Source organism: Desulfofundulus salinus, assembly GCF_003627965.1.
Taxonomy (GTDB): Bacteria; Bacillota; Desulfotomaculia; order Desulfotomaculales; family Desulfovirgulaceae; genus Desulfofundulus; species Desulfofundulus salinus.
The window spans coordinates 1,216,997-1,242,267 of record NZ_RBWE01000001.1 but is presented as its reverse complement, the minus strand read 5'-3'; the positions used below and the strand labels follow the sequence as shown (position 1 = coordinate 1,242,267).

General features: G+C 55.8%; 23 protein-coding genes. 1 reads left to right on the top strand and 22 read right to left on the bottom strand.

Annotated elements, in window-relative coordinates; translation table 11 throughout:
• Positions 1-34: 34 nt before the first annotated feature.
• From D7024_RS06335 to D7024_RS06310, 7 genes are all read right to left on the bottom strand, one after another.
• Positions 35-778, bottom strand: a complete 744-nt coding sequence (locus D7024_RS06335; RefSeq protein ID WP_279221017.1) for a metal ABC transporter ATP-binding protein — start codon at positions 776-778, stop codon at positions 35-37.
• Between the two features lie 70 nt (positions 779-848).
• Complete coding sequence (locus D7024_RS06330; RefSeq protein WP_121451032.1) at positions 849-1,697, bottom strand: metal ABC transporter substrate-binding protein; 849 nt, start codon at positions 1,695-1,697, stop codon at positions 849-851.
• 31 nt (positions 1,698-1,728) lie between these two features.
• A complete protein-coding gene (locus D7024_RS06325; protein ID WP_121451031.1) occupies positions 1,729-2,337 on the bottom strand; it encodes a class I SAM-dependent methyltransferase in 609 nt (202 codons plus the stop codon).
• 381 nt (positions 2,338-2,718) lie between these two features.
• Entirely contained in the window at positions 2,719-3,081 is a 363-nt protein-coding gene (locus D7024_RS06320; protein ID WP_121451030.1) for a DUF2325 domain-containing protein, read from the bottom strand.
• 16 nt (positions 3,082-3,097) lie between these two features.
• A complete protein-coding gene (locus D7024_RS14765; RefSeq protein WP_157833017.1) occupies positions 3,098-3,259 on the bottom strand; it encodes a hypothetical protein in 162 nt (53 codons plus the stop codon).
• A gap of 26 nt (positions 3,260-3,285) precedes the next feature.
• The gene (locus D7024_RS15575) at positions 3,286-3,393 is read right to left on the bottom strand and encodes an S-layer homology domain-containing protein (RefSeq protein WP_121452488.1); all 108 of its coding nucleotides are present in this window, start codon (positions 3,391-3,393) and stop codon (positions 3,286-3,288) included.
• Positions 3,394-3,514: 121 nt separating this feature from the next.
• Complete coding sequence (locus D7024_RS06310) at positions 3,515-3,799, bottom strand: nucleoside recognition domain-containing protein (protein ID WP_121451029.1); 285 nt, start codon at positions 3,797-3,799, stop codon at positions 3,515-3,517.
• Positions 3,800-3,987: 188 nt separating this feature from the next.
• On the opposite strand from D7024_RS06310, the gene D7024_RS06305 reads away from it, so the two are divergent.
• On the top strand, positions 3,988-4,263 hold the full coding sequence (locus D7024_RS06305) for a hypothetical protein (protein ID WP_207666898.1): 276 nt from the start codon (positions 3,988-3,990) through the stop codon (positions 4,261-4,263).
• Between the two features lie 30 nt (positions 4,264-4,293).
• On the opposite strand, the gene D7024_RS06300 is transcribed toward D7024_RS06305, so the two are convergent.
• From D7024_RS06300 to D7024_RS06230, 15 genes are all read right to left on the bottom strand, one after another.
• Positions 4,294-4,635, bottom strand: a complete 342-nt coding sequence (locus D7024_RS06300) for a CGGC domain-containing protein (protein WP_121452487.1) — start codon at positions 4,633-4,635, stop codon at positions 4,294-4,296.
• Between the two features lie 99 nt (positions 4,636-4,734).
• A complete protein-coding gene (locus tag D7024_RS06295) occupies positions 4,735-5,481 on the bottom strand; it encodes a DUF4198 domain-containing protein (protein ID WP_121451028.1) in 747 nt (248 codons plus the stop codon).
• Positions 5,482-6,078: 597 nt separating this feature from the next.
• Entirely contained in the window at positions 6,079-7,641 is a 1,563-nt protein-coding gene (locus tag D7024_RS06290; protein WP_165859296.1) for an ABC transporter substrate-binding protein, read from the bottom strand.
• Positions 7,638-11,531, bottom strand: coding sequence for a cobaltochelatase subunit CobN (gene cobN, locus D7024_RS06285; RefSeq protein ID WP_121451026.1), 3,894 nt, complete (start codon positions 11,529-11,531; stop codon positions 7,638-7,640). The genes D7024_RS06290 and cobN (D7024_RS06285) overlap by 4 nt, the downstream gene beginning before the upstream one ends.
• A 13-nt stretch (positions 11,532-11,544) precedes the next feature.
• Complete coding sequence (locus tag D7024_RS06280) at positions 11,545-12,396, bottom strand: ABC transporter substrate-binding protein (protein ID WP_121451025.1); 852 nt, start codon at positions 12,394-12,396, stop codon at positions 11,545-11,547.
• 156 nt (positions 12,397-12,552) lie between these two features.
• Positions 12,553-13,512: an ABC transporter ATP-binding protein gene (locus D7024_RS06275; protein WP_435374057.1), complete on the bottom strand. Its 960-nt coding sequence runs from the start codon at positions 13,510-13,512 to the stop codon at positions 12,553-12,555.
• A 16-nt stretch (positions 13,513-13,528) separates the two neighbouring features.
• Positions 13,529-14,503: an ABC transporter ATP-binding protein gene (locus D7024_RS06270; RefSeq protein WP_121451023.1), complete on the bottom strand. Its 975-nt coding sequence runs from the start codon at positions 14,501-14,503 to the stop codon at positions 13,529-13,531.
• A gap of 44 nt (positions 14,504-14,547) precedes the next feature.
• On the bottom strand, positions 14,548-15,477 hold the full coding sequence (nikC, locus tag D7024_RS06265; protein WP_121451022.1) for a nickel ABC transporter permease subunit NikC: 930 nt from the start codon (positions 15,475-15,477) through the stop codon (positions 14,548-14,550).
• 3 nt (positions 15,478-15,480) lie between these two features.
• Entirely contained in the window at positions 15,481-16,419 is a 939-nt protein-coding gene (gene nikB, locus D7024_RS06260; protein ID WP_121451021.1) for a nickel ABC transporter permease, read from the bottom strand.
• Between the two features lie 292 nt (positions 16,420-16,711).
• Positions 16,712-17,791, bottom strand: a complete 1,080-nt coding sequence (locus D7024_RS06255; protein WP_121451020.1) for a radical SAM/SPASM domain-containing protein — start codon at positions 17,789-17,791, stop codon at positions 16,712-16,714.
• Between the two features lie 34 nt (positions 17,792-17,825).
• Positions 17,826-21,584: a cobaltochelatase subunit CobN gene (gene cobN, locus D7024_RS06250; RefSeq protein ID WP_121451019.1), complete on the bottom strand. Its 3,759-nt coding sequence runs from the start codon at positions 21,582-21,584 to the stop codon at positions 17,826-17,828.
• Positions 21,574-21,828: a nitrilase-related carbon-nitrogen hydrolase gene (locus tag D7024_RS06245; protein ID WP_121451018.1), complete on the bottom strand. Its 255-nt coding sequence runs from the start codon at positions 21,826-21,828 to the stop codon at positions 21,574-21,576. Before D7024_RS06245 ends, cobN (D7024_RS06250) begins: the two co-directional genes overlap by 11 nt.
• A gap of 38 nt (positions 21,829-21,866) precedes the next feature.
• Positions 21,867-22,958 (bottom strand): adenosylcobinamide amidohydrolase, encoded by a 1,092-nt coding sequence (locus D7024_RS06240; RefSeq protein ID WP_121451017.1) that lies wholly within the window; start codon positions 22,956-22,958, stop codon positions 21,867-21,869.
• A gap of 59 nt (positions 22,959-23,017) precedes the next feature.
• Positions 23,018-24,226, bottom strand: a complete 1,209-nt coding sequence (locus D7024_RS06235) for an ABC transporter ATP-binding protein (RefSeq protein ID WP_121451016.1) — start codon at positions 24,224-24,226, stop codon at positions 23,018-23,020.
• Positions 24,223-25,245, bottom strand: a complete 1,023-nt coding sequence (locus tag D7024_RS06230) for a FecCD family ABC transporter permease (protein WP_121451015.1) — start codon at positions 25,243-25,245, stop codon at positions 24,223-24,225. Before D7024_RS06230 ends, D7024_RS06235 begins: the two co-directional genes overlap by 4 nt.
• Positions 25,246-25,271: the final 26 nt, after the last annotated feature.

Genomic DNA, 25,271 nt, shown 5'->3' with positions numbered 1-25,271 from the left:
CTTTTTGGCAATGATTATTTTGGAATCCAATGCGTCACTGAAGAGCAACTGCATTTTCCATCATATTTTCGCCGCCGAACAGGAGGTCCAGAACCTCTTCCCGCAGTACTTCCGCCGGCGTGCCCTGTGCCCAGATGCGACCCTCCTTCATTAAAATCAGCCGGTCACAAACTGCTGCCGCCGTTTTCAGCTCGTGGGTCACCATCAGGGTGGTCAGGTGGCGGGAGCGGTGGATTTCACTGATCAGGGTCATGATCTCCACCCGCGCCCGGCGGTCCAGGGCCGCGGTCGGCTCGTCCAGAAGAAGGATCTCCGGCTCCTGGGCCAGGGCACGGGCAATGGCCACCCGCTGCTGCTCACCTCCTGAAAGATGGCCGATGGGGCGAGAGGCAAGGTGGCTCATGCCCACCAGCTGCAACATGCTGTCCACCACCCGCCTGTCGGCCGGCCCGGGCCGGCGCAGCAGGCCCAGGCGGCCGTAGCGCCCCATCATGACCACTTCCCGCACACTCACCGGCATACGGGGATCAATGTTCTGAATTTGCGGCACGTAGCCAATCCGCCGGCGCAAAAAGGCCGGGCAGCCCTTTTGAAGCGAGTAGCCCAGCACTTCCACCCGCCCCTGAAGGAGTCTACCCAACCCGTTCACCAGGGTGAGGAGGGTAGTTTTACCGGCCCCGTTCGGCCCGATGATGCCGACCAGCTCGCCCTTTCTAACTGACAGCGAAACGCCCCGTAAAGCTACATCTTCACGGTAGGAAACAACGGCATCTTCTATCTTTATTAGAGTAGCTCCGTTGAACAGCCCATTTTCCGGAATACTGTTCCACCGTCCGGCGAGATTAATTTTATTTTACCTCCTTAAGAGCATCCAAAAGCAACTCCACATTTTTGTCCAGAGCGGCGCTCCAGGTATCCGTTTGCGGTAACCCTCCCGGGAAATTGGAGATGGTCACCTGTGCCGCCCCCAATTCTTTCGCTATACCTTTACCTGCGTCCGGGCCGCTCTGCAGGTTATCCACCACCAGCTTTACACCAGCCTGTTTCCCTTTGTTAATAAGCTCCTGCATTTTTTGCGGGTTAAGCTCCTCCGGCCGGCCATAAGTAGCCACCACGTCAAAACCGGCCCATTTTAAAAACCCCTGCTGCATATCGGAACAGAGTACCTTCACGCCACCTGCGCCGGCAGCCTGAAGCCTGGACAGGGTTTCTTTGCCCTTTGACTCAATCTGCGAAACCAGGCGGTCGGCATTTTGCTCATAATAAGCCCTGTTAGATGGATCTTTTTCCATCAATATTCCGGCAATTTTTGTAACCGCCTCCTTTTGCACCGGGGGTGCCATCCAGTTACCGGCCACGGCAACTTCAACCACCTGCAGGTCCTTATTATGCACCGATTCTATCAGTTCTTTGGTAAACATTTTCCCCTGCCAGTCGTGGCGCAAAAATAGCCTGGCCTCGGCCAGCTTTTGCACATCGCCTGGCTTCAGGTCAAAATGCCCCGGGCAGGCAGCAGGGGGGACAATATTCACGGTCTCTACTTTATCACCGCCGACATTTTTGACAATATCAGCAATCAATGACGTACCCGTAGCAACTTCTAGCTTCGGACTATCTTTCGCCGCACATCCAGAGATAACAAGTAAAAGAATTACCAGAATAATTACCGTGATAGATAATGAATAAACCCTTCTCAATGAGATTACCCTCCTCCATTTTCATCCCGGCTCAACTTGTCAATATGGGTTTACGTGCTTTCAAAACATATTTCTCCCTTGTATTGATAATTTCAATCTCCACTAGTCCACAGTGCCTGCACAATTCCTGCATTTTATCATCGTCGGGAATCAGATCGTTGGCGACCACCCCCCCTAACGACCGGTGTAAATCGTTTACTGCCTCCCTGCTCATGGAATGGCAGATGACCAGCCTCCCGCCAGGCTTTAAAATGCGGGCCATTTCGGCCAGCGCACGGGGTTTATCGGTAAAATGAGGAAAACAGGAGTTGCAGATGATCTCATCGAAAGTATCTTCCTGAAATGGCGTACAGCTTATGTCCGCCAGTACAAATTCCACATTCCCCGGATTTTTCGCCCTGGCTCTGGCCAGCATCTCTTCAGCAATGTCCAGCGCCACCACTTTACCTTCTGGACCGGCCGCTTCAACAAGAAAAGGTAAAAGAACCCCCGTACCGGTACCTACGTCCAGAATAAAGCTCCCGGTTCTGATGGCAAGCTCATCTATGATTTTTTTCAACCGCTCCAATGTCTCACCAGTCAATAAATTGTCCCAAATGGGCGCCTTTTGGTTAAAATAATCCCGGTGTGCACTACCCATCAACATCTACCTCCCATATTAACGGCCACGATAATTGGCTTTAATAACCTGCGGATGAAGGGGATCCACTTTTTATCCCGGGTACCAGCCCCAAAAAACAAAAGCCACGGGCACCCTCCTTAAACTTTCAGGGAAGGAAACTGGGGGCCTCCGTGGCCTTTCTTTACCTGTCCGGTCCAGGTCAGCTTGTCCGCTCTGATCCCGTCTTCGTTACGGGGTTAAAGTTTTAGCAAAATCGATATTCCTCAGTTTTTATGGTTATAAACTAATAGTAGTTTGTTTAACTATTGCTAAACTATTGTTTAAACCATTGTAAGGCAATTAAGAGAAAATGTCAACTATTGTTTAAACCAACCATTGTAAGGCAATTAAGAGAAAATGTCAGTGAACCTCCCCTGGGACAAGCCCGGGGGCTTCGTCCCGAAGGTTTCTCATGTCATCGGAATGCTGCCCATTTTCCATCGCCTGGCTCAGTTTAAGTTTCTGGTAAATATGGGTCCAGGAACGCTTCGCATATACCACCGGAGTATTTTTCATGCTGGTCTGTTCTTTGATCATCGCGGCAATGTTATGACTTACGTAGTCTGTCAGGACAATGACCAGGCCGGTCTCCTCCGGTATGTTTAACTTACCCACAGCAATCTTTTTCCGCCCCTTGAAATGGTAAACCCTATCAAACCCCAGTTGACGGAGGTTGTGTGGGATTTTCCCCAGGCGGTCGCCACCGACAATAAATACGCTCATAGTCGATTCCCTTTCATCATTCCTGGCCCCAGTTCTTGAGAAAACCCAATCCTTTGGTCGCCCATAACAGGTAGACAATTTTACCCCCTTGCAGTCGATAGTTGATCAGCCACGGACCTTTGCGCAAGGATTTAACAACAACCCTTCCCGGATTGTGAGGTACACGCGCCTTCTTCACTTTTCCCCTCCTTGCCGTCTCTCAGTTTACCTGTTTCCTACCGCATCGAGCAGCCGGAGGACCATCGCCGCAGCTTCCGCCCGCGTCACGGGCTTCTCCGCACGGAAAGTGTTGTCGGGATAGCCGGCAACAATCCCCTACGCTACGGCAGCGCCTACGCTCGCCTTCGCCCAGCCCGGGATGGTACCGGCGTCGGCGAACTTAAGCTCCGCCAGCGCTACGGTACCTACCTCATCCTTCCAGCACCTCCTTTTTTCATACCGTCCACTTCCATGAGTTTGTTTCCCGTTTAATGGCGCCTATGGTCGCAACGCAGGGAATGTAAATCAGGCACATGGCCATAAAGGCATAGGCCGAAAGAGGGGTCCAGTGCGGCTGGATGATGGGGATTAAACTTTCTGCTTCCTCGCCAACACCGTAAATGACACCGAGAGTACCGACCACCACTTCTTTAGCTAAAAGGCCAAAGATCAGGGCAGCAGCAGCCTCCCATGTACCCCATTGGATAAAGATAATGGTTTTCATTCTCATGCTAATCATAGGATAATTCCTCCCTCCTGTCAACCCCTTTTCGGAGCAGAGCCAATCCTTGCATCTGCAAATCCTTGCCAGCTACCGCCGCCTGGTATAAACTTGAAGATAGAAACGATACGGAATGTAAAAGGGCAGGTGTCCAGGATGTGCGGGTATAATGAAGAAAAAAATATACAACCAGGGTGTGATTATTTATGAGCGAGGAAAAGATTAATGCCTACCTGGGTTTAATAGGCGATCTGGAAGATAAAATGCCCTCCATAGAGAATATCGCAGGCAAAATTCATTCCCTGGGCCAGGAAATAAACCGTATTTCCGGCAAGATTCCCGAGGAAAAGCTTATGGCCCTGGCTGGCTACCTGCACCATTTTTACACCGGAGTAGAAGATATATTAGCGCGGATAATCAAAACAGTGATCTGGAAAAATGAAACTAAAGAGGATAACAAAAACCCCCCGCTACGGATGTAATTGCGGGGGCATGGAAAAACAGGACGTCAGCTATGCGTAATCATGAGTTCCCTTGACTACCTTAACCCCAAACTTTTCCGTAATCTTTTTGGCAAGCTCGTCCACATCCCTGTAGGGACAGGCCGGCCAGGCGTTAGCCATACAGGTGGAGAGGTGGATAACATCAAAATCTACATTCTTTTTAACACAACCGATGTTTGGGATAAGTGATCTCCCGGGACATTCACAGGTCAGGAAACCCACCACATTCACAGAATCATAATCCTTAAAGTTTCCTTCCCGGTCGCGGGCGGCTTTAAAACATTTCCACTCGCCGGGACAGCCATAACCCTGGGATACGTAGGAACCACAACTTACAATGAGTACATTCACCTTCAATATCACTCCTTTTTTTGGTTTTGTTATAACATACCACTTATCATATGTCAATTAATTGCTTCATCACTTGTCAATAAATCCTTCCAAATGGGTTTATCGTACACCAAAAAGGCTTAGCGTAGCGCTGTACACCTTTTTGTCGTACTCGCCTTCCCGGCCCAGGGTTTCGTCGGCAACCCGGGTGTAAAAAAGCCAGTGCCCGGGATTGCTCAAGATAAACTTCACCCGTCCTGCATCATCAGTTTTTGCGCTTAGCCCCCAGTCATCTTCTTCCCGCAGGCTCCAGGTCGCCTTCACTTCTGTCCCCGGTAAAGGCCGGCCGCGGTAAAGAACTTCCAGAATTACTTCGTCCCCCACCCGGTAAGCACCGGGGGTAAGAATCAGTTCGAGGTCGTGGGCCAGGCTGGTGATTTCCGGTGGCTGCACCACCGGGCCGCAGGCGGCACAGAAATGCCCCACCTGCACGTATGTCTTGGCGTACTGATAGTAGTAGCCCACTTCCCGGGCACCGGGGTAGTCTTTACGCGTCCCCCGGCGGTAAAAACCGTCCGCGGTAACCGCCACCGGCCCGACGTCGTTTTCCACCGTCACGGGCCAGAATCCATCCCGGTCGGGCGTAAACGCCACCAGGTGAAACCTGTCATCTCCCGCTTCTACCTTTAAGGAAAGCTTTGCTCCGCCGGGGAGCAGCACCCAGGCCGCCAGCCGTGCCGGGTCCGCCAAGCCATCGGGACGCATGGCGTGCCCGTAAAAAATCCGGCACCGGGTTTCATGTCCTTCGTGACCATGACTTCCCTCGGGCAGAACCCAAATCTCGTGACCCTGCACTACCTTCAACATGAAGAACTCCTCCCTTGGTTATATACTAAGCAATCCTTACAGACTGGGCGTCCACCCTTGTTGCAAGGTACTCAATAGCCAGCAAACAACAGGGGTGCCCGTGAAGGCAATTACCTTTTCCCAACCGGTCCTCAGGCAGCCTCTCCTTATCTTTAAAACCCGGATCAACAAGTCCGCGCAATCCATCGACTAGTCAACACATATGAAAGTAACGTTCGCAAGTTACATGGCAGTACCATAAACCGGAAGGACCGAACGCAAGGGTGTTCAACCCTAAAGCAATGAAACTCAAAAAGCCATGAAAACCCACACCTCGCTTCGACGAGGCACTCAGGGCCTTCATGGCCTTAAAATGGATCAAAATTTCCGTACAGCTCGTTAGCAACAGCTATACGCCTTCACGGCGCCGGTAAGCTATAACATAATAACCAGCGGCTCCGGCCACTTTGTAATAAAGATTCATTATGCTTCTTTAAATTCCTCTTTCTTAAATTTAACTTTCTTAAATTTAATTTTAATTTACTGGACCCTTGCGTTGATGCTATGCAGGCTTATAATCTCTCCCTCCTTCCTGAACTTTAAAACCGGCCAGGGGGTTTACTCTCCCCGGCTCACCTTCCACAGCGTGGTCAGGCTGTTAAAACCGTAATCCGACTCCCAACCCTGGATGTCCTTCTTCAGCACCGTTATCCGGTCGGGGTGGAACAAAAAGGCTGCCGGGCAGTTTTTCATGATTTCCTCCTGAAGCGCCCAGTACAGCTTTTCGCGTTCTTTGGGGTCGGCAGTGAAGAGCTGGGCCATAAAAAGCCTGTCAAATTGAGGGTCTTCCATCACTTTGTATCGTCCCCGGGAGAAGAAGAACATCCCGAGATAGGGGTAAGAATCCTCTTCCCGCTTGCCGTAAGGCGGAATGAGCGCTAGATCGTACTGGCCGGCCTGGAGGATTTGAGTGAAGGCCCCTGACTCGCAGGAATTCAGCTCGACCTTAATCCCCACGGCGCCAAGCTGGGCCTGAATCAGTTCGGCCAGAGCCTTGTGGTAGGCACGGTAACCTTCGTAGGCAAGCTTGAGTGGAGCACCCCCTTTAAACCCGGCATCTTTAAGAAGTGCTTTGGCCTTTTCCGGGTCGTAAGGATATCCTTCTATATGCGGGTTGGTCCAGGGGATGGAGGTGTCAAATCCCACGGGCCCTTTGGCGGGAACGCCGTAGCCCTCCAACAGTTTGGCCACCATTTCCTCCCGGTTCAACGCATAGTTTATGGCCTGCCTCACCCGGATGTCTTTTAACAGTTCGGCGCGCGGGTTGAAGTACAGCGCTACTAAATAAGCCTGGTGGAGAGATATCACCTGGTACTTCCCGGACGCCGTAAGGCTCTTGGCTGCCGCCGGCTCCACTCCCTGCATGTCCACCCCAATCACATCCACTTCGCCGGACTCTAGAGCCATTACCCGCGCCTGCGGATCGGGAATGCACTTTATCGTAACCTTGTTGAGCTTGGGTTTCCCCTGCCAGTAGTCGTTAAAGGGCGTAAAGGCCATTTCCTGAGGTGTAAAGGAAGCAACCACCCAGGGACCGGTCCCCACGGGTCCTACAAACTTATCTCCTTGGTAGGAGGCAGGACTGACAATCCTCACGCTGCCGATTTCGGAAAGGAAAGGCCCGTATGGCTTATCGAGATGAACGACCACCGTCCTTTCATCCGCTGCTTCCACTCTGATCACGGGCACCGGAGGTTTTCTGGCTCCCAAGCCGGAAACTTTATTGGCCAGAGACTTTTCGATGCTGAATTTTACTGCCTCTGCCGTAAGAAAACTGCCGTCATGAAACTTGATCCCCTGCCGCAAGTAAAACGTCCATTTTTTCCCGTCCGGTGACATTTCCCACCTTTCCGCCAACATTGGTTCCGTGCCCTTCAACGTGTCGAACACCAGGGTTTCAAAGAGCATCGGCTGAATGTACCAGGAAGAGGAGGAACCATGCGGGTCGAAAGGGTCAAGGGAGGTCACTTCTTTTTCGCCCAGCGCTATGGCAAGCTCCTGCGCCTGTTCCCGTGCCGGCACATTCTTTTGGGTGCAACCAGCCGACATTATCGCTCCAAGCAGGAAGAGTACCAAGAGCACATAAGAAAACCCTTTGCTCAACATGCGTTTTTTCCTCACTGCGCTTTCCTCCTTTCCAATTCCTTTCGCACAACGGCTAACTTCTCCTGCCATCCCTCCATCTCCCCAAGTGCGCGAACATCCACCGCCCCGCCCTGGAATTCGCCCTTCACCTCCCCCATCTGCTCCTCAAGCCAGCCTTCGATCTCCAGATAAGCTTCCCTAACCCGGGCCAGGAGTTCGGGATCGGCCTGCCAGAGTCCCCGACTCTCCGCCTCCAGAAGCCGCCGCACGATCTCTTCCAATGCCCAGGGATTGTCCTCCTGGAAGAACTTCCGGTTCTCCTCATCCAGGACGAACTTTTCGGCAATGCCGTCGAAGACCCAGTTTTCCACCTGGCGGGTGGTGGCCTGCCAGCCGTACATGTGGTTGACCCGGCTGGAGATGTCCCCGGCCCCCTTGTAACCGTGACGCTTCTTGCCCTCGATCCAGGCCGGGTTTAAAAGCCGGGTGTGGGCAATGCGGGAAAGCTCCTCGCGCAGGGTGCGGATCACCGGGCGTTCGGGGTCGTGCGTGTCGCCGAAATAGGTTCGAGGCTCTTTGCCGGAGGCGACTTTGGCCGCCACGGTAAAGCCGCCGTGTACCCCGTATATGTGGCAGCAGTCCAAAAGGTCGATTTCGTCCGAATCGAACTTTTCAAAGGTCACGGTTACCCGGCGGCACCTGTCCACTAGCTCAGCCGGCGCTTTTCGCGCGTAAACCCCCTCGCCGTAGGCGTAGCCAGTCCAGTGGAAGTAAACCTCCGCCAGGTCCTGCTCTTCTTTCCAGGCAGACGACGCCACCGCCAGCTCCACGCCCGTGCCGTAGGTGCCCGGAGCGGAAGAAAACACGCGTAAGGTGGCCAGCCTTCGAGCTCCTTCCTTCCCGTGCTCTGCCAGGAGCTCGGCCTCCCTTTCCAGCATGTGCTTGCGCACAAAATTCTGTTCCGGCGGCTCCTCCAGCTCCGCCACCATCTTCACCGCCTGGTCAATGAGCTCGAAGGCACGCGACATCCCATCCCGCAGGATGGAGGAGAGGTTTACCAGACAGTCAATGCGGGGACGCCCCAGTTTATTTAAAGGTATGGGCCTGAGGTTTACCACCCGCCCGGCCACCCAGACCGGCTCCACACCGAGGGTATAGAGGATCTGGGCAATGAGCTCGCCATCGGCCCGGAAGGGATCCATCGCCCGCAAGGTGAAGCCGATGGCTTCCGGGTAAGAACCGTCCTCGTTTTTCGAGCGGGCAATGAGTTCCTCTGCCAGCCGCATCCCCACCTCCCAGGCAGCAGCGGTGGGGATACGCCAGGGGTCGATGGAGTACATGTTGCGTCCGGTGGGCAGAACCTCCACCTTGCCCCGGGCCAGTGCCCCGGAGGCGCCGGGAGGAATGAACTCGCCAGCAAAACCCCGCAGCAGGTTTTCCATTTCATCAGTCGTGCGCCTCACCAGGGGTATGATTCGCAGGGCTTTGGCCAGCACTTTGGCCAGCGAGTTTTTACCGCCGTCAGGTGTAAGACCCCGGCGCCGGGCAAAGCGGGAAATGTGCTCCTGCGCCCTGGCCAGAGGCTCGCCCACCGCATCCACCGGCAAGTCCAGGAGGTCAGCCAGGATCTCCTTCCCCAGCACATCCAGCTCCTCAAGAAGCTTGCCTTTGCTCACCCCGGCCGCAGGGTGAAATGCTTGCGGTTCCTTAAACAGGACATCGTAATCAAGCTTTAAGCACTCTGCCAGAGCACGCCGCAAAGAGGGACAGTCGGGCTGATCCAGCCGCAGGACAGTGTTTAAAAGCTCGGCCAGCGCCTCACCCGCCGGCGCCTCGCCAAATATATGCAGGCCGTCGCGGAACTGACTCTCCCGCAGGACGGTGAGTTTCTCGTGCAAAACCGCCGGGTCGGGCTCCTGGCCCTCGCCCCAAAGGCCGGTTGAGCGCGCTTTTTCGGCAATCTGTCCCCGGATTACCCCGGCACGTCCTTTTTCATTGAGGCTTACCGCCTTCTGGTAGTCCTCCAGCAACTCCTCCAGGTCGGCGAGATCGCCGGAAAGACGCATGCTGGCCAGAACCGGCGGCAGATGATCCACAATGACCGCTGCCGAGCGCCGCTTGGCCACTACCGCCTCCATGGGATTGACCAGGTTGTAAATGTAAAGGTGCGGTACCTTACCTAGAGAAATGCGGGGGAAACAGGATTCAGATAGAGCTGTAGTCTTGCCGGGCAGAAGCTCCAGCACCCCGTGGGTGCCCACGTGCACCACCACGTCGGCACCAAACTCCTCCTCGAGCCACCTGTGCCAGGCTATCCACTGGTGCGGCGGCGGTACGTCCGGGTCGTGGAGGATCTTGCAGACCTCCCCATCACAGCGGGAACCAGCGCAGCCCCGCTTGGGCTGTACGCCAATAAACACATTGCCGGTAACGATTCCGGGGATAATCACGTGACCGTTGTAAAGCCCAAGGGAGAGCTTTTGCACGCCGGAAAGTTCCCTGGCTTCCTTCGGGTCCCCCCAGGCCACCGCCATCTTTTCCCTGGCCTGAGGCGGGAGTTCCTCAAACCACCGGAGGTACTTCTCCAGGGGCACCATGGCCGCCGCCCCGCCCTTTGTCACTATCTCCTCTAGCGTGGTCCAGCGGAAGTCGGGAAGCGCTTTGCGCCCCAAAATTGCTTCCGCCAGTTCGCGACCGTCTTGGGGCACCCACTCAAGGCGATAACCTTTCTCCCTCATCCGCCTTAAAATACGGGCCACGCTCTCCAGGGAGTCAAGCCCGAAAGCCGTCCCCACCGTAGCCTCCGCGCTCTTGCAGGGAGAATTTAAAAGGACAAAGGCCACTTTCTTTGCGGCATTGGGCTTATGCCGGAGCTCTATCCAACGGAAGAGCCGGTCACCCAAGTATCGCACTTCCGAAAGGAGGGGCCGACCGAGAGCAAAGTCCCCCTCGTCCTCCGCCGCGCTAACCAGAAGGGGTTCGATGAGCCCGTCGAACTCCGGCAAGGTGATGCTGATGATCACCTGCGGTAAATTCAAGCCCTGCGGGTCTTCCCGCCACTGGGCTTCCGTTTGCCGCGCAGCGTAGATCATCTTTAAAATGGGCACGTTGAGTTCTAAGAGCACATCATCAGCCGGCTCCCGGTTTAAGGCGACTACCTCCCGGCGCGTCTTTAAGAAAAAGGCGCTGTAGGCCACCAGGGCTTCAATGACCGGCTTTCCATCCCGGAAGAAAAACAGCCGGATGACATCGTCGTTCTTTACCTGGCCAAACCAGCCGTCGCTAAAGACGGGGATTACCCCGGCGCCGCGCTGCTCAATTTCTTCGATAATAGCATCATACCCCGCCAGGTTTTCCTCCACCCAGAAAACGCGGGGGAAAAGCAGGCCCACAAGCGGCCGCCGCTCCCCGTACCAGGCCAGGTAATCAGCAAGATGCGTAAAGCATCCCTTAGCCCGCGGGTGGTAAATCCCCGCCCAGGGAAGTTCCTGCGGTGCGGGCGCCGTCCCGGCCGGCAACTTCCCGGCCAGCTCGCCCAGCCACAGGAGGAAGGCTTTCAGGTTCTCTTTGCCGCCGAAAAGGTGGTACTGGATGGCGCGCTGGACCACTTCCGGCGCGATACTGCTTATTCCCGCCACCTCAACGGTCACCGGTACAACCGGTTTAGAAAGCTCTTCCTTCAGCCGGCCGAAAAGCTCTCCCAGCGCCTTAAACTCCGGCGGGAAGCTGAAAAAGACCGCGTCTGCCTCCTCTTTAGCAAAGCGGAGCCACTCCGGGGAAGGAAGGAGCATTCCCGCCGGTGGCGGCTGGCTGTAGCGTAGGTCAACAGGCCACCCGGCAGCTGCCAGCTCCGCCACCGCCTCCTCATAAACCCGCCCCACCGTGCTGGGCCCGTAAATTACCCGGAAACCGGCAATTTTGATCATAAAAAGCACCTCCTCAGTTGCTTAACGAAATAACCCGCAGGTAGGAATAGCTTCCAGGCATGCCGCCCTCCATGGTAAAATCTTTAACTGCTTCCCTGGTCACCGTAATGGCATCCTGACTGTAAAGGAAAATGCCCGGTGCCCGCTCTTTTAGCAACTCCTGGAGCTTAAAGAAGATTTCCCGGCGCGCCTCAGCCGTAACTGCGGCATAGAGCCCGCCCACCAGTTCCTGTAAGGTTTGGTCTTTTAGCACGCAGTACTCCGGATGCTGGGTGCCGAAATAATAGCTGAACCAAGGTGTCGGGTCGTTGGTGGCACAGATGCCGCCCAATTCAACGAGGTCGTAATTGCGCTGCTTTAAAGCCTCGAATCTGGCGGCAGACTCCAGCACCCGTACCTCAACGGCAATACCGACTTTCTTCAAGTCCGCCTGCACGGCCTCGGCAATTGCCCTGCCTTCTTCGTAAAGGGTGGAAGCAATAAGCGTCACCTGGAATTTATCCCCAATTCGTTCCCATTGCCGGCGCCGCTCCGGCGCAAGCTGCAGTCTAAGGAGATCGCCCTGGTAAAACTTGCTGTGTAAACACAAAAAGGTATTGGTCATAACGGTGTTAGTGTAAGTGTCGCCGTTTTTCTCCAAAAGCCCAACAGACACTAACGCATCCAGTACGAGAGCTAACCGCTCTGGACGGGCCCCCGTTTGCTCGGCCAATTGCGTAACACTTCGACCGGCCGCAAGGTTTTCAAAAATCCCTAACTTAAACGTCTGTTCCAGGAGCAGAGATTTCTGGTAGCATCTGGCCATCTCTGCCAGTGCTTCTCCTGAGACGGGTGGTTTAAAATCAGTTAAACCAGCAATGTCCATTTTAAAAGCCCTCCTTATGAGCGCAAAAAGGCCACGAAAGTCCACCTCTGTTTCGGCAGGGCAAAAAGGACCTTCGTGGCCCGCGTGAATTGGCGGTAAGTAATAATGGCGAAAGCCAGTTTCCCGCTTTTTACAAGTTTCTGGTCGCCGCAAAACTTATACCAGGTGACAACTCACCAAATGCCCCTCTCCCACCTCCTTCAAAACGGGCTCCTCTTGCCGACAAACGTCGCGGGCTTCGGGGCACCGGGGGTGAAAGCGGCAGCCCGGTGGAGGATTTGCCGGGTCAGGCGGCTCACCCCGTACCACCGGCTTTAGGCTGGTCCTTTGCCGCGGGTTGGGTTCTGGCACCGCGCTCAAAAGCGCCCGGGTGTAGGGGTGGCGGGCCTGTAATACGAGGCCTTCTGCCGGCAGCAACTCCACGATTTTGCCCAGGTACATCACCGCCACCCGGTCGGCAAGATAATTCACCGCCGCCAGGTCATGGGAGATGAAGAGGTACGAAAGATTGAGCCGTCTTTTCAGCTCCCGCAACAGATTCAAGATCTGCGCCCGGATGGATACGTCCAGGCTGGAAACGGGCTCGTCGCAGACCACCATCTCCGGCTGCAGGGCCAGGGCCCGGGCAATGTTGATGCGCTGGCGCTGGCCCCCGCTGAACTCGTGGGGGTAATGCGAGGCGTGCTCCGGTTCCAGACCGACAAGCGTTAAAAGGTCACGCACCCGCTCCCGGCGCTCCTCTTTCGCCACGCCGAAATTGGCCAGGGGTTCTTCAATGATTGCCTCCACCGTCCGGCGCGGGTTGAGAGAGGAAGAAGAGTCCTGAAAGATGATCTGGAAGCGGCGGCGCAGCTCCCGCAGCTTTCTCCCCGTCCAGACGGTGATCTCCTCGCCGGCGAAAAAAATCTTTCCAGCCGTAGGTTCTTCCAGCCGCACCACCAGCCGCCCCAGGGTGCTCTTGCCGCAGCCGCTCTCCCCCACCAGGCCCAGGGTCTCTCCCCGGGCTATGGAGAGAGAAACCCCATCAACAGCCCGCACCTTTTCCCGGCAGCCGGCCAGAATCCCTCCTTTCCCCGGGTAGTGCTTAACCAGATCCCTTACCTCCAGGAGGCTCACCCGCATCCCTCCTCCCCTAGCCGGCCCAGGGAAATAAACGGTGGCAGGCTGCCGCGTGGCCCGGCCCGATCTCCCGCAATTCCGGCTTCTCCCCCCAGCACGCCGCGCCCGCCTGCGGGCAGCGGGGGAGGAAGGGGCAATGGGCCGGGAGATTTAGAAGCGACGGCGGCTGCCCCTCAACGGGCACCAGTTCTTCCCTGCCCAGGCGCGGCATGGAACGGAGCAAAGCCCGGGTGTAGGGGTGGGCGGGACGGTCAAAGACTTCTGCCACCGGGCCACACTCCACAATCGATCCGGCGTACATCACCGCCACTTCATCGGCCATGGCCGCGATCACCCCCAGGTCGTGGGTGATGAGGATGACGGCCATACCCAGCTCCTCCTGCAGCCGCTTTAGCTCCGCCAGGATCTGGGCCTGGACGGTAACGTCCAGGGCGGTGGTGGGCTCATCGGCAATTAACACCTTCGGGCGCATCGAGAGCGCCATGGCCATCATCACCCGCTGGCGCATGCCTCCGGAAAGCTGAAAAGGGTACAGGCGCAACAGCCTTTCCGGGTCGGGCAGGCCCACGCGGGAAAGAAGGTCTACCGCCCGTCGCCGCGCTTCAACCCGGGATACCTCTTCATGAGAGACAATGGTTTCCGCAAGCTGCGTACCGATAGTTAAAACCGGGTTCAGGGAGGTCAGCGGGTCCTGGAAAACAAGCGCTATTTCCCTGCCCCGCACCCGCCGCAACTGCCGTAGGGGAAGCCTGAGCAGGTCGTAACCGTTTAACCAGACTTCCCCGGAAAGAATTCTTCCTGGCGGCTCAATCAGGCGCAGGATGGACAGGGCTGTAACACTCTTGCCGCAACCGCTTTCCCCCACCAACCCCAGGGTTTTCCCGGCCGCCACCACAAAACTCACCCCGTCTACGGCCTTGATGACGCTGTGCCTGGTGTAAAAATGGGTGGAAAGATTTTTCACCCTTAGAACAGGAGCAGAAGACATCGGCCAGCCCCCTTTGTCTTCCTTAAAAATGCGTCTTTGAGCGCTTAAAGCCTGGTAATCCCCCGCGGGTCCAGGGCGTCCCTTAAGCCGTCGCCCAGCAGGTTGAAGGCCAGCACCACCGTCATGATGCAAAGACCCGGGTAGACCATGAGTTGCGGCGCCACCTGCATGTAAGGCCGGCCGTCGTTCAGCATGGCCCCCCATTCCGGCGTTGGCGGCTGGGCGCCGAGGCCCAGGAAGGAAAGCCCGGAGATGGCCAGGATCAGCTTGCCCATGTCCAGCGTGGCCAGGACGATCACCGGGGAGAGCACGTTGGGCAGGATGTGCCGCGTGATGATGCCCATCTCACACGTGCCGCAGGCCCGGGCCGCCAGGACGAATTCTTTCTCTTTCACTGAAAGGACCATCCCCCGGATGACCCGGGCGTACCCCACCCACCAGACTAAAGATAACGCCAGCATCACGTTTAAAAGCCCCGGCCCCAGCGTCCCGGCGATGACCAGCGCCAGGATCAGGCCCGGAAAGGCCAGCAGCACGTCAACTACCCGCATGATGGCGTTGTCCACCCGCCCCCCGCAGTAGCCCGCCAGGGTGCCCAGGGGAATGCTGATGAGCATGATGGCAGACAGAGCTAAAGCCGCCGTGGCCAGGGAAACCCTCGTGCCATAGATCAACCGCGACAAGAGGCAACGCCCCAGGTGGTCGGTGCCCAGGGGGTACTGCGCGCCGGGCGGTGCAAGACGCTGCGCCAGATCCACCTTTACGGGGTCGTTGGGCGCAATATAGGGCGCAAAAACCGCCACGGCCACCACGGCCAGGATGATCACCAGCCCCAAAAGAGCCAGTTTATCCTGCCAGAGCCTTTCCAGCGCGGCGGCCAGCAGCCCGCGCGAGACCGTTCCCGCCTGGCCCGCTGACTCCACAGTAGCAGGATAACCGGCAACCCCCACACCGGAATTTTTCGAGATACTCACCGGCTATTTCCCCCTTTCCAGGCGGATGCGCGGGTCGAGAAAAACATAGGATATGTCCACCAGGAGGTTCACCAGGACAAACACCACGGCCATGAAAAGGGCGTACCCCTGGATCACCGGGTAGTCCCGGTTGAAGATGGAATCCACGGCAAACTTCCCCACGCCCGGCCAGGCAAAGATGGTTTCCACAATTACCGCTCCCCCCAAAAGGTGCCCGAAGCTCATGCCCAGCAACGTCACCGCGGGCAAAAGGGCGTTCTTCAGGGCGTGGCGCCCAATCACCCACTTTTCCTTCAACCCCTTGGCCCGGGCCACCCTGATGTAGTCCTGCCCCAGCACGTCCAGCATGCTGGCCCGCAAAATCCGGGCGTAGACGGCAGCCAGGCCAAATCCTAAGGTTGCCGCCGGCAACACCAGATGCTCTGGCCCGCCCCGGCCCATTACCGGCAAAACACCCAGCTTCACGGCAAAAAGGTAGATGAGCATTAACCCCAGCCAGAAACCGGGAAGCGAAGCACCCAGAAGAGCCCCGAGGCGGCTTAAGTGGTCAAGGAAGGCGTGCCGGTAAAGGGCAGAGAGGATCCCCGCCGGCAGGGCAAGACATATCATGAAGGCCATGGCCGCGAAAGCAAGCTCCAGGGTGGCCGGAAAGCGGGAGAGAATTTCTTCCGCCACGGGACGCCCGGTGCGAAACGATTTGCCCAGATCCAGGTGCGCGGCATTCCACAGCCACCGGCCGTACTGAATGTATACCGGGTCGTTCAGGCCCAGCTCTTCCCGCAAGGCCTCTACGGCTTCTCTGGTAGGCTCCACCCCGCCGGCCCGCAGGATTAGTTCAGCAGGATCGCCGGGGGCCAGGTTGATTAACGCAAAGGTAATGATGGATACCCCCAGCATTACAGGGATGAGGTAGAAAAAACGCTTTATCAGGTACTGGCTCATTTAATGCACGCTCCTGAAAATTAAAAGCCACGAAAAAGCAGCCCCCTTTCGATGAGGAAGACATTGCCTTCGTGGCTTTTACCGTTCGAGTTTTTAACTGGTTAGATAGCCTTTGTTAGATTGCCTTTCTTAAAAACCCGACGACTTCGGTCATCTTACTGGCAAAATATTCTTTCATTTATCATAATACTGCATTGAGTAAAAAATTCCTGCAAAAAAAGGCGAAACAAAAATTTTAACTAAAAAGTTTTAATATAAAATATTTCTCAAATGTTGGTGACCTGCAGGCAATTCATATATGAGCATAAGTATTCTCCTTTTTAACAAAATCCAAATAGACTTTCCTTAACAGGCAATCTGCCTTACAGGCACGGTCCACCCGGCCGGTGAGGGCATAAGCACGGGCCGGGCAACCGCCGCCGCACAGGTATCTATGCCAGCAATCCCGGCAGCCGGCCATCACTTCTACAGTACGCCCCAGGAGCGACGTTCCGGCCAGCGCTTCGGCCAGGGAAAACCTCCCGTCCGTGATCCGGCCCAGGTAAAATTCTGTCAGGCCGGACAGGGAAGCACAGGGATAAACCGAGCCGTCGGGCATTACGGCCATGGACTGCCCGGTGGTGGCATAACAATAATGCCGCCTGGTTATTCCCCGGTGCAGCTGGTATTTCAACCTCTCCACTTCGCGAAACCGGATTAACGGGCCGCCCAGCCGGGCTATTTCCTCTGCCCGCTTTATGGCTGCTTTGACCTGCTGGTTCAGAAGCTCCGGCTCCGGCGGTGCTACGCGCCCCTCCCGACCCCTGCCCAGGGGGCGCAGCAAGTCCAGAGAAATCCCGTAGACATTCCCCAGGTAAGCAGCCAGTTCCACCAGTTGAGTCAACCCCGCCGTGCTTTCAGCCGTTAAAACCACCGTCAGACCCACCTTTATTCCTTCTGCAGCCAGGTTTTGCAGTCCCCGGATTACAGCCAGGGTAGAACCCCCACCCCCGGCAAAAGAGCGCAGCCGGTCGTTAATCTCCGGACGACCGTCCAGGCTCACCCCCAGCGCCACGCCCAGAGACTTTAATTCCTGGGCCACTGCGGGGGTGATCAGTGTTCCGTTGGTCTGCAGCTGTAATTTAACGGAAAGCCGGCGCGACCGAACGTAGGCCGCCACCTCTTTTACCAGGGGCAGGTTTAACAGAGGCTCGCCGCCGGAAAACTGGATCTTGAAGGATTTGCTCCGGGCGGCAGCGTAATCCACCGCATGCCGGGCCACCTCCCAGGACATATGCCTTTTGCTTTCGCCTCCCCGGGCATAGCAATAAACGCAGCGCAGGTTGCAATCACCGGTTACCAGCAATACCAGGAGCTTGATTTCTTTCGTCATTTGCCCCACCCGTCCAGTTTTTTACTTTAAAGTACTATTCCGTCCGGGCCTCCAGTTCCCCTTCTATTTCCAGGTAAAGTTCTCTTAATGCCTCGTTCATTTCCGGTGCTGCCTGCCACATTCCCCTTTCAATGGCTTCCAGCAAGTGTTCGACAATGTTCTGCAAAGCCCAGGGATTGACTTCTTTAAACCAATCCTGCATGGATGGATCCAGGGCATACTTATGTGCCAGAGCCTCGTAAAGCCAGTCCTCCAGCACCCCGGCGGTGGCGTCCCAGCCGAAAGCCACCTCCACCAGGTGAGAGAGATCTCCCGCCCCTTTATAACCATGGCGCTTCATACTCTCAATCCACCTGGGATTAAGTACACGAGCGCGGAAAATATGCTTTGTTTCCTCGTCGAGAGTACGCACCCGCACCCTTGCCGGATCCGAACTGTCGCCGCTGAAAGACATGGGCGGCTCCCCCTTTATTGCCTTTACCGCCGCCACCATCCCGCCGTGGTAGGAGTAAAAGTCATCGCTGTCGTACATATCGATCTCGCGGGTATCCTCATTTTTCACGGTAGCTTCCACCAGGGCCAGGCGCTGCCGGAAAGCAGGCCGGGCATCTTTACCAAAAGAGCGCCGGCTGTAAGCATAACCACCCCAGGTGACGTAGACTTCCCCCAGGTCTTTCTCGTCCCGCCAGTTCCTGGCGGTTATGAGGTTGCTCACTCCCGCCCCGTAACACCCCGGGGGATCGCTGAAAATACGCCACAGGGCTTCTTCCCGGGCCTGTTCCGGATTTATCCCCTGAGCTACTTTTTCTGCCACCTCCTGACGCACGTGGGCAGCTACAAAATTCAAATCTTCCGGCTCGTCCAGATTGGCCACCATTTCCACTGCCTGGTCAATCAAGTGGATGACATTTAAAAAGGCATCGCGGAACATCCCGCTGGCCCTTATGGTCACGTCTATCCGGGGCCGTCCCAGCTCCTCAAGTGGGATTACAGCCAGTCCCTTAATTCTCCCGCTTTTTTCATCCCATACCGGCCGGACTCCCATTAAGTACAACGCCTGGGCTATATCATCACCGCCCGTACGCATGTTGCTGGTAGCCCATACCACAATGCCAACACTCCTGGGATAGGTTCCCTTCTCTTGCCTGTACCGTTCCAGCAGGGCATCAGCCAGGGAGCAGCCCACCTGCCAGGCCGCACGGCTGGGAACAGCCTGGGGATCGACGGAGTAAAAATTGCGCCCGGTAGGGAGAATGTCAGCCATGCCACGGGTAGGAGCTCCCGAAGGTCCAGGGGGCACAAAACCCCCAGCTAAAGCGTTGAGGCAGTTGTCCAGTTCCTGCTTTGTTGCGGCCAGAGCCGGCACCAGCGTATTGACTGCGTATTCAAGCACCCGGCAAATCTCCTCATTTTGTTTTCCCAGGAGCTTTTGCACTATAAAGGGCGCTTCATTTACCGTATAACCGCCATTTACGAAGGCTTCCAGCAACCGGCGGGCCAGGTTATCAATTTCATCCAGCATTTCTCCATATGTACGTCCCCGATCTGGATCGAAATAGCCGGGATTTGACAGGAGTGCTTCATAGCTGAACCCTTTTATACCGGCTACCTGCTCCCGCAAGGAAGGGACCGGACCGTTGGGCAGGCGGGTTAGGGCCAGGAGCATTTCCACCAGGGCTTCGCCTGCCGGCGGCTGGCCCAAAATGTGCAGGCCGTCCCGGATCAACGTATCTTTTATCTCGTGCAGGTACGAATGCAGGCGCTCCAAAAAATCCTCCCAGTCTTTTTCTGCTGCCTCCCGGGTTATTTTTAAATCTTGATCCAGATGAGTAAGTGCCACTTTTTCCCAGATCAGGTTGTGCAGGGAGGGCAGCCTGGAAGCGTCCATCATTTTTGCTTCGTTATATTCCTTCAAGAGAACCTCAATTTCGGCCAGTTCATCATATGACCCGGCCCTGGTCATAACCGGCACCAGGTGGTCAATAATGCAGGCATGGGAACGGCGCTTGGCCTGGGTGCCTTCCCCTGGATTGTTTACAATATACGGGTAAACGTGAGGCAGGTCGTTAATAGCCAGGTCCGGGAAGCAGGCCGCGGAAAGTCCCACCCCCTTGCCGGGAAGCCACTCCAGTGAGCCATGCTTACCAATATGAAAGACAATATCTGCTTGAAAAACATCCCGCAACCACCGGTAATAGGCCAGGTAGTGATGTGGCGGGGAAAGATCCGGGCTGTGGTAGATTTTCGACGGGTCTTCCAAAAAGCCTCGCGGCGGTTGCACGCCCAAAAACACGTTGCCCAGAAATATCCCGGGTACCAGCAAATGATCTCCGTAATAGAAAACCTCTCCGGGAGGGGGCCCCCAGTCCCGTTTAAGGTGCTCCTGTGAGATCCCGGGGAAAGCGAAAAACCACTCCCTGTAAGTACTTTTCTCCACCCTGGCGGCTGCCCGGCGCTCCAGTTCCCGGGGGTCCAGCCAGCCCCGCTCGTTGGTCAAGCCGGACAGGACTTTTTCCATCAAAGCCGCTCCATCGGGCGGCAGATCTTCAACCAGATAACCGGCCTTGTGCATGGCCACCAGCAAACGGTGTACGCTGGCCGGCGTATCCAGGCCGAAGGCGTTGCCGATGCGGTCGTTGCGGGGCGGGTAATTGTGCAGGATAATGGCCACTTTTTTCTCGCGGTTGGGCTTGCGCCTCAACCTTGCCCAGCGTAAGGCGAGGGAGGCCACTTTTTGCATTCGTTCGGCAACGGGCACATATTTAATTGGAGCTGCCCCGGTAAGGGGATCTCTTTCCATCTCCTCCCTGGTAGCCACCGGCACAGTAATCAGATCGCCGTCAAACTCCGGCAGGGCCACGCTCATAACAACGTCCAGCGGGCCGAGACCCTGCTGGCTGTTTTCCCATTCGCTACGGGACGCTACGGAAAGGATGGCTTTGATTAAGGGCACGCCCAGGCGCAGGTAGAGATCCTTTTCTTCAACCCGGCTGAAGGTTGGCGTGGCCATGGTTTGGGCAAACATGAGAGTGTTTACCACCACATCCACCAGCGGCCGGCCCTGGCGACTAAAGTAATTTTCCACCACCCAGGCTATCCCCCGGCTACCCAGCTCATCGTTTCTGGTCGCATACAGGAATACCGGCAGGGCTACACCACCCTGGTTTTCTATTTGATTGATCAGCTCGTCCACAAAGCCGGTGTTGCCGGTTACCCGGTAACTCTGGTAGAAAAGAATACCCACCACGGGTTTACCTTCCTTTAGTTTTTCTTCAAGAAGGGCCGCTGCCTGGGCCTCACTCTGACACCCCGGGTAGTATAACCCTTCCCAGGGGAGGGGTTTGGGCTCCGGTACAGGGTAAAACTTTTTTAAATAACGGTTAATTGACCAGATGAGTAAATTTTTGAGGTTCTCCTCCCCGCCGTAACAAACATATAACCGGACAAGCCGGTAATCTTCTTCAGAAAGGTTGCTCAAGCCCAGGAGCGCCCGGGTATCATCCCCCGCCGAAGGCAGAACGGCCAGAGGTATGGCCTGTTCTCTGGCCAGGGCCGTTACCCGGTCGAAAGAGGGTAAGGAGTCCGGCCCACCCATCAGGTGCAGGATCACCAGGTGGCAGCAGGGAACCGTATCCAGTAACTCTGCTTGCTTTTCCGGGCCGGTTAAATCCCGCTTCGCGTATGCCAGAACTTCCACCAGGGGTCCGTATTCCCTGTGCACGCTCCTGACGGCATTACTGAGGCTGCCCAATTCACCCTCAATGGCCGTGTAAAACAATATTCTAAGCTTCATCCCATTCTCTCCCCTCTTCTAAATGGACTGCGGTGTTATAATAAATACCCGATTTTAAATCCACTTCCGGTAGCCCCAGGCAAATATAGACCCCGTACCGGCGGGCCAGGGCACCGAACAATTCCGTGGTCGGCCCGGGAACGGTCTCCACAAAGGGGGAAATGTCCCTTCTGCTTTCAAAGGCATAACCCGTGGTGGCCAGCTCGGGATTTACAATGATCCGGGCCGGGAAGTTTTTCGACATCCAATCTGCAGGATAGATGGCAAAATAGATTTTCCGCTTCAGGGTAGAAAAGCTTTTTCTTGTTTCGCAATTATTTCATTAACCGCTCTGATAAACATCTTAATCAGGTAATTAACCGGCTCGCTTCCCTTTCCCTCATCAACAGCTGCAGAAGGTACATATGCCCGGATAAAGTTTCTTCCTGCCTCTAACGTCGCCCCGCCGGACAGCAGGCCCCATTCATATTCGTCAAGCAAATGCAGTAACGTGGCCGCCAGGGCGACCAGTCTTTCGTCTGTAGCCAGGCGACGCAACCGTTCCAGATATAACTCCCGGGAAAGCCCGATCCCATCAGATTGTGCCAGGCGCCAGAAGTCGTCAAGACCAATCACGTACCTCTCCAGGCGGACCAGAAAATTGCACTGGCGCAGGGGATTAAGGCCGGTCTGTTTATCCAGTGCCTCTTTAACTGCTTCCTTAACCGCCCTCCCGATCAGCTCACCCAGTTTGGAATGCTTCCCGGCATCTGTGAAGCTATGCCGGCACTGCACGTTGGAAACGGCAATAATTTGATCGGTGCCTGACCCGGTGGCGATCCCGTGAGAATAACGGCTGGGAGCAACCAGTTCCTGCAGGGCAGCCGCCTTGGCCTCAGTGGCTGTAACAATGGCGCGCACAAGCGTGTGGGGAGGCAGGTTGCCATCGATAAGCAGGATGATATTTATGGTGCCGCCGACGAAAGTCCACTGGCCGTCCAGTTCGTAGTGCCGGGCGGGATCTCCGGCCCGTCCCCCGTTTACCTCTACTCCGCCGGTAACCACAGCTGTCAACGCCAGCTCACGATAATCAGCCGTTTTTATAGAAGCATTTTCCATTCTGGCAGCAGTCAATAGCCCGGCAGTGTGACGGTAGGGCAAATTCAAACGGCCGGTCAGGTACTCCAGGTATCCCTCCACGCTGCCTCCCGGCAAATCGGCAGGCTTGTGATCACCGGGAGGCATGTGGTGGTTAAATACCGCCTGTAAGTCTTCTCGATAGCCGCCGTTGAGCCTGGCCGTACTGACCACCCGGCGTGGTCCGGGAAAATAAACGATGATGCTATCGTCACGCCGGTAAATTTTTTCCCCGCTGCTCGTTTCATAAATGAGCAATATACCACCCACTCTCATTCAATATAATTAATAACGCCATCATTAAATGTCCGTCTTTATCAACCGGTGGCATGCGCATTAGAGGTCAGCTTCTCCAGCAGATCCCCCAGGCTGTGACAGTGAATGAACTGGCTGCCGACCTCCCCGTACAGCTCTTCCGTTTCCCTCTTGCCGCGCAAGGTATAGACCGTCCGGCCCTGCGCCAGCACCAGCCGGATCAGGTCGAGGTTGCGCAGGTTCAGCGATCCCACAGGAAAGCCGGCGTCAATCACCCGTGCAGCCCGGCGTATTAATTCGACTGCACGCTCAAAGGACGAATCACCAATCTCTTCAAACGGCTGTTCCTCAATCAACGTGGCCCCGACGGCCTTACCAACATGGTAATCCACGTCGTTTTCGTGAATAACACCGGTCACGACGCCAAAACCATGTTTGCTCAACATGCGGTAAACACGTGCCCCACTTCCGGCACCGCCCAGCACATAGACCGGCGCTCCGCCGTTGTTTCTAAGCTCCATGCCGCCCAGGCAATCGCTGAAATAAGCGGAATCAATATCGTATAGTTCAGTCACCGTATCCTCGTCCAACACCTCCTCTGGTGGGCCGCAGGCCAGGATTTTCCCGTCCTTAACGAGCATAGCGATAGCACAACTCTTCAAGGCCAGATCAATTTCATGCAGGGAAAGAATTACAGTAATCCCTTTTTCCCGGGTTAGCTGCCGGAGAATGGCCATTACTTCCAGCCGGTGCTTTACGTCCAGATGGGTGGTTGGTTCGTCCAATATGATCAGTTCCGGTTCTTGTGCCAGCGCCCGCGCCAGCATAACCTTCTGCTTTTCGCCGTCGCTTAGCTCGGCAAAATACCTTGTGGCAAGATTCTCCCCATTTACCAGGCGCAGAGCCTCTTGAGTTTTGCACCGATCTTTTTCGGTGAGGTGCCCCCAGAAGCCCGTGTAGGGGTAACGTCCCATGGCTACCACTTCAAAGGCCGTGAGCAGCCCCGGAGAAAGGCGTTCCGTGAGAACCACAGCCATGGTCCTTGCCAGATCCCCAGGCCCCAGGGTATAAAGCTGGTTTCCCTTTAGATATACCGAACCCCTCAAAGGGGCCAAAAGCCCGGCCAGGCAGCGCAAGATGGTAGACTTCCCGGAACCGTTAGGTCCTAGAAGGCAGATAAACTGACCCTTTAAAGCATCCAGATTAATGTCATTTACCACCGTCCTGGTACCATAGCCCACGGCCAGATCGCAGGCCTGTAACACTTTCATAGAGCGGTCCTCCTTTTCAACAACAGCCCGATAACAATAGGTGCACCAAAAAATGACGTAATGGCGCTAATCGGCAGCTCCACAGGTGACAGGGCCATCCTTGCCACCAGATCACATAAACTGGCAACAGTAGCCCCCAGTAAAATGGTTGCCGGCAGGAGCGCTCTGTTATCTGAAGTGCCCAAAGAAAGCCTGGCCATGTGTGGCACAGCGAGGCCAATAAAGGCGACCGGCCCGGCAAAAGCAGTAACCAAACCGGCCAGGGCGCTGGCCAGCATCACAATGGCCACCCGAAAACACCGGATGTTCACCCCCATGCTCCGGGCATAATCTTCCCCCAGTAAAAAAGCGTTAAGGGGCTTGCAGAGCAGGAGAGAACACAGGAGCAGCGGCCCGCTCAACCCCATCAGGACCACCAGTTCATCCCAGGTAAACCCGGAAAAGCTGCCCAGCGTCCAGAGGACAAAGCCGTGCACCTTTTCCTTTTCCGCCAGAGCAATTAAAATGCTGCTTACCGCGCTGCACAAATAACCCATCATCAAGCCGACGACCAGCAGAGTAACCACATTTCTTACCCGGTTGGCCACGGCCAGGACGAGTATCATCACTAAAAGGGCACCGAGAAAAGCAGCCATGCTCAGGGCAAAGGGATGGATGGTCAGGCCCACGGAAAGGCTGGTGAGCATGACCAGCGCCACAAGCAGGGTGGCCCCGGAAGAAATGCCCAGCACGTAAGGCCCCACAATGGGGTTGCGGAAAAAGATCTGCAACAGCAATCCCCCAGTGGCCAAAGCCGCCCCGCCAAAAAGGGTGGCCAGGGAGCGGGGAAGACGAATCTTCCAGATCACCGCTTGAAAGGTGGTATTATCAACAGGCTGGTGCAGGACGACCCGGTAGACCTCTTTTAGCGGTACGGGTACTGAGCCTAAACTGAGATTTAAGAGAAACAGGGCCCCCACCAAGAAGGCAAAAATAATGATAAAGATATAATATCGGCCTGTCTTTTCCTTGAAAAACACCTTCACTCATCTCCCTGATTACCGGG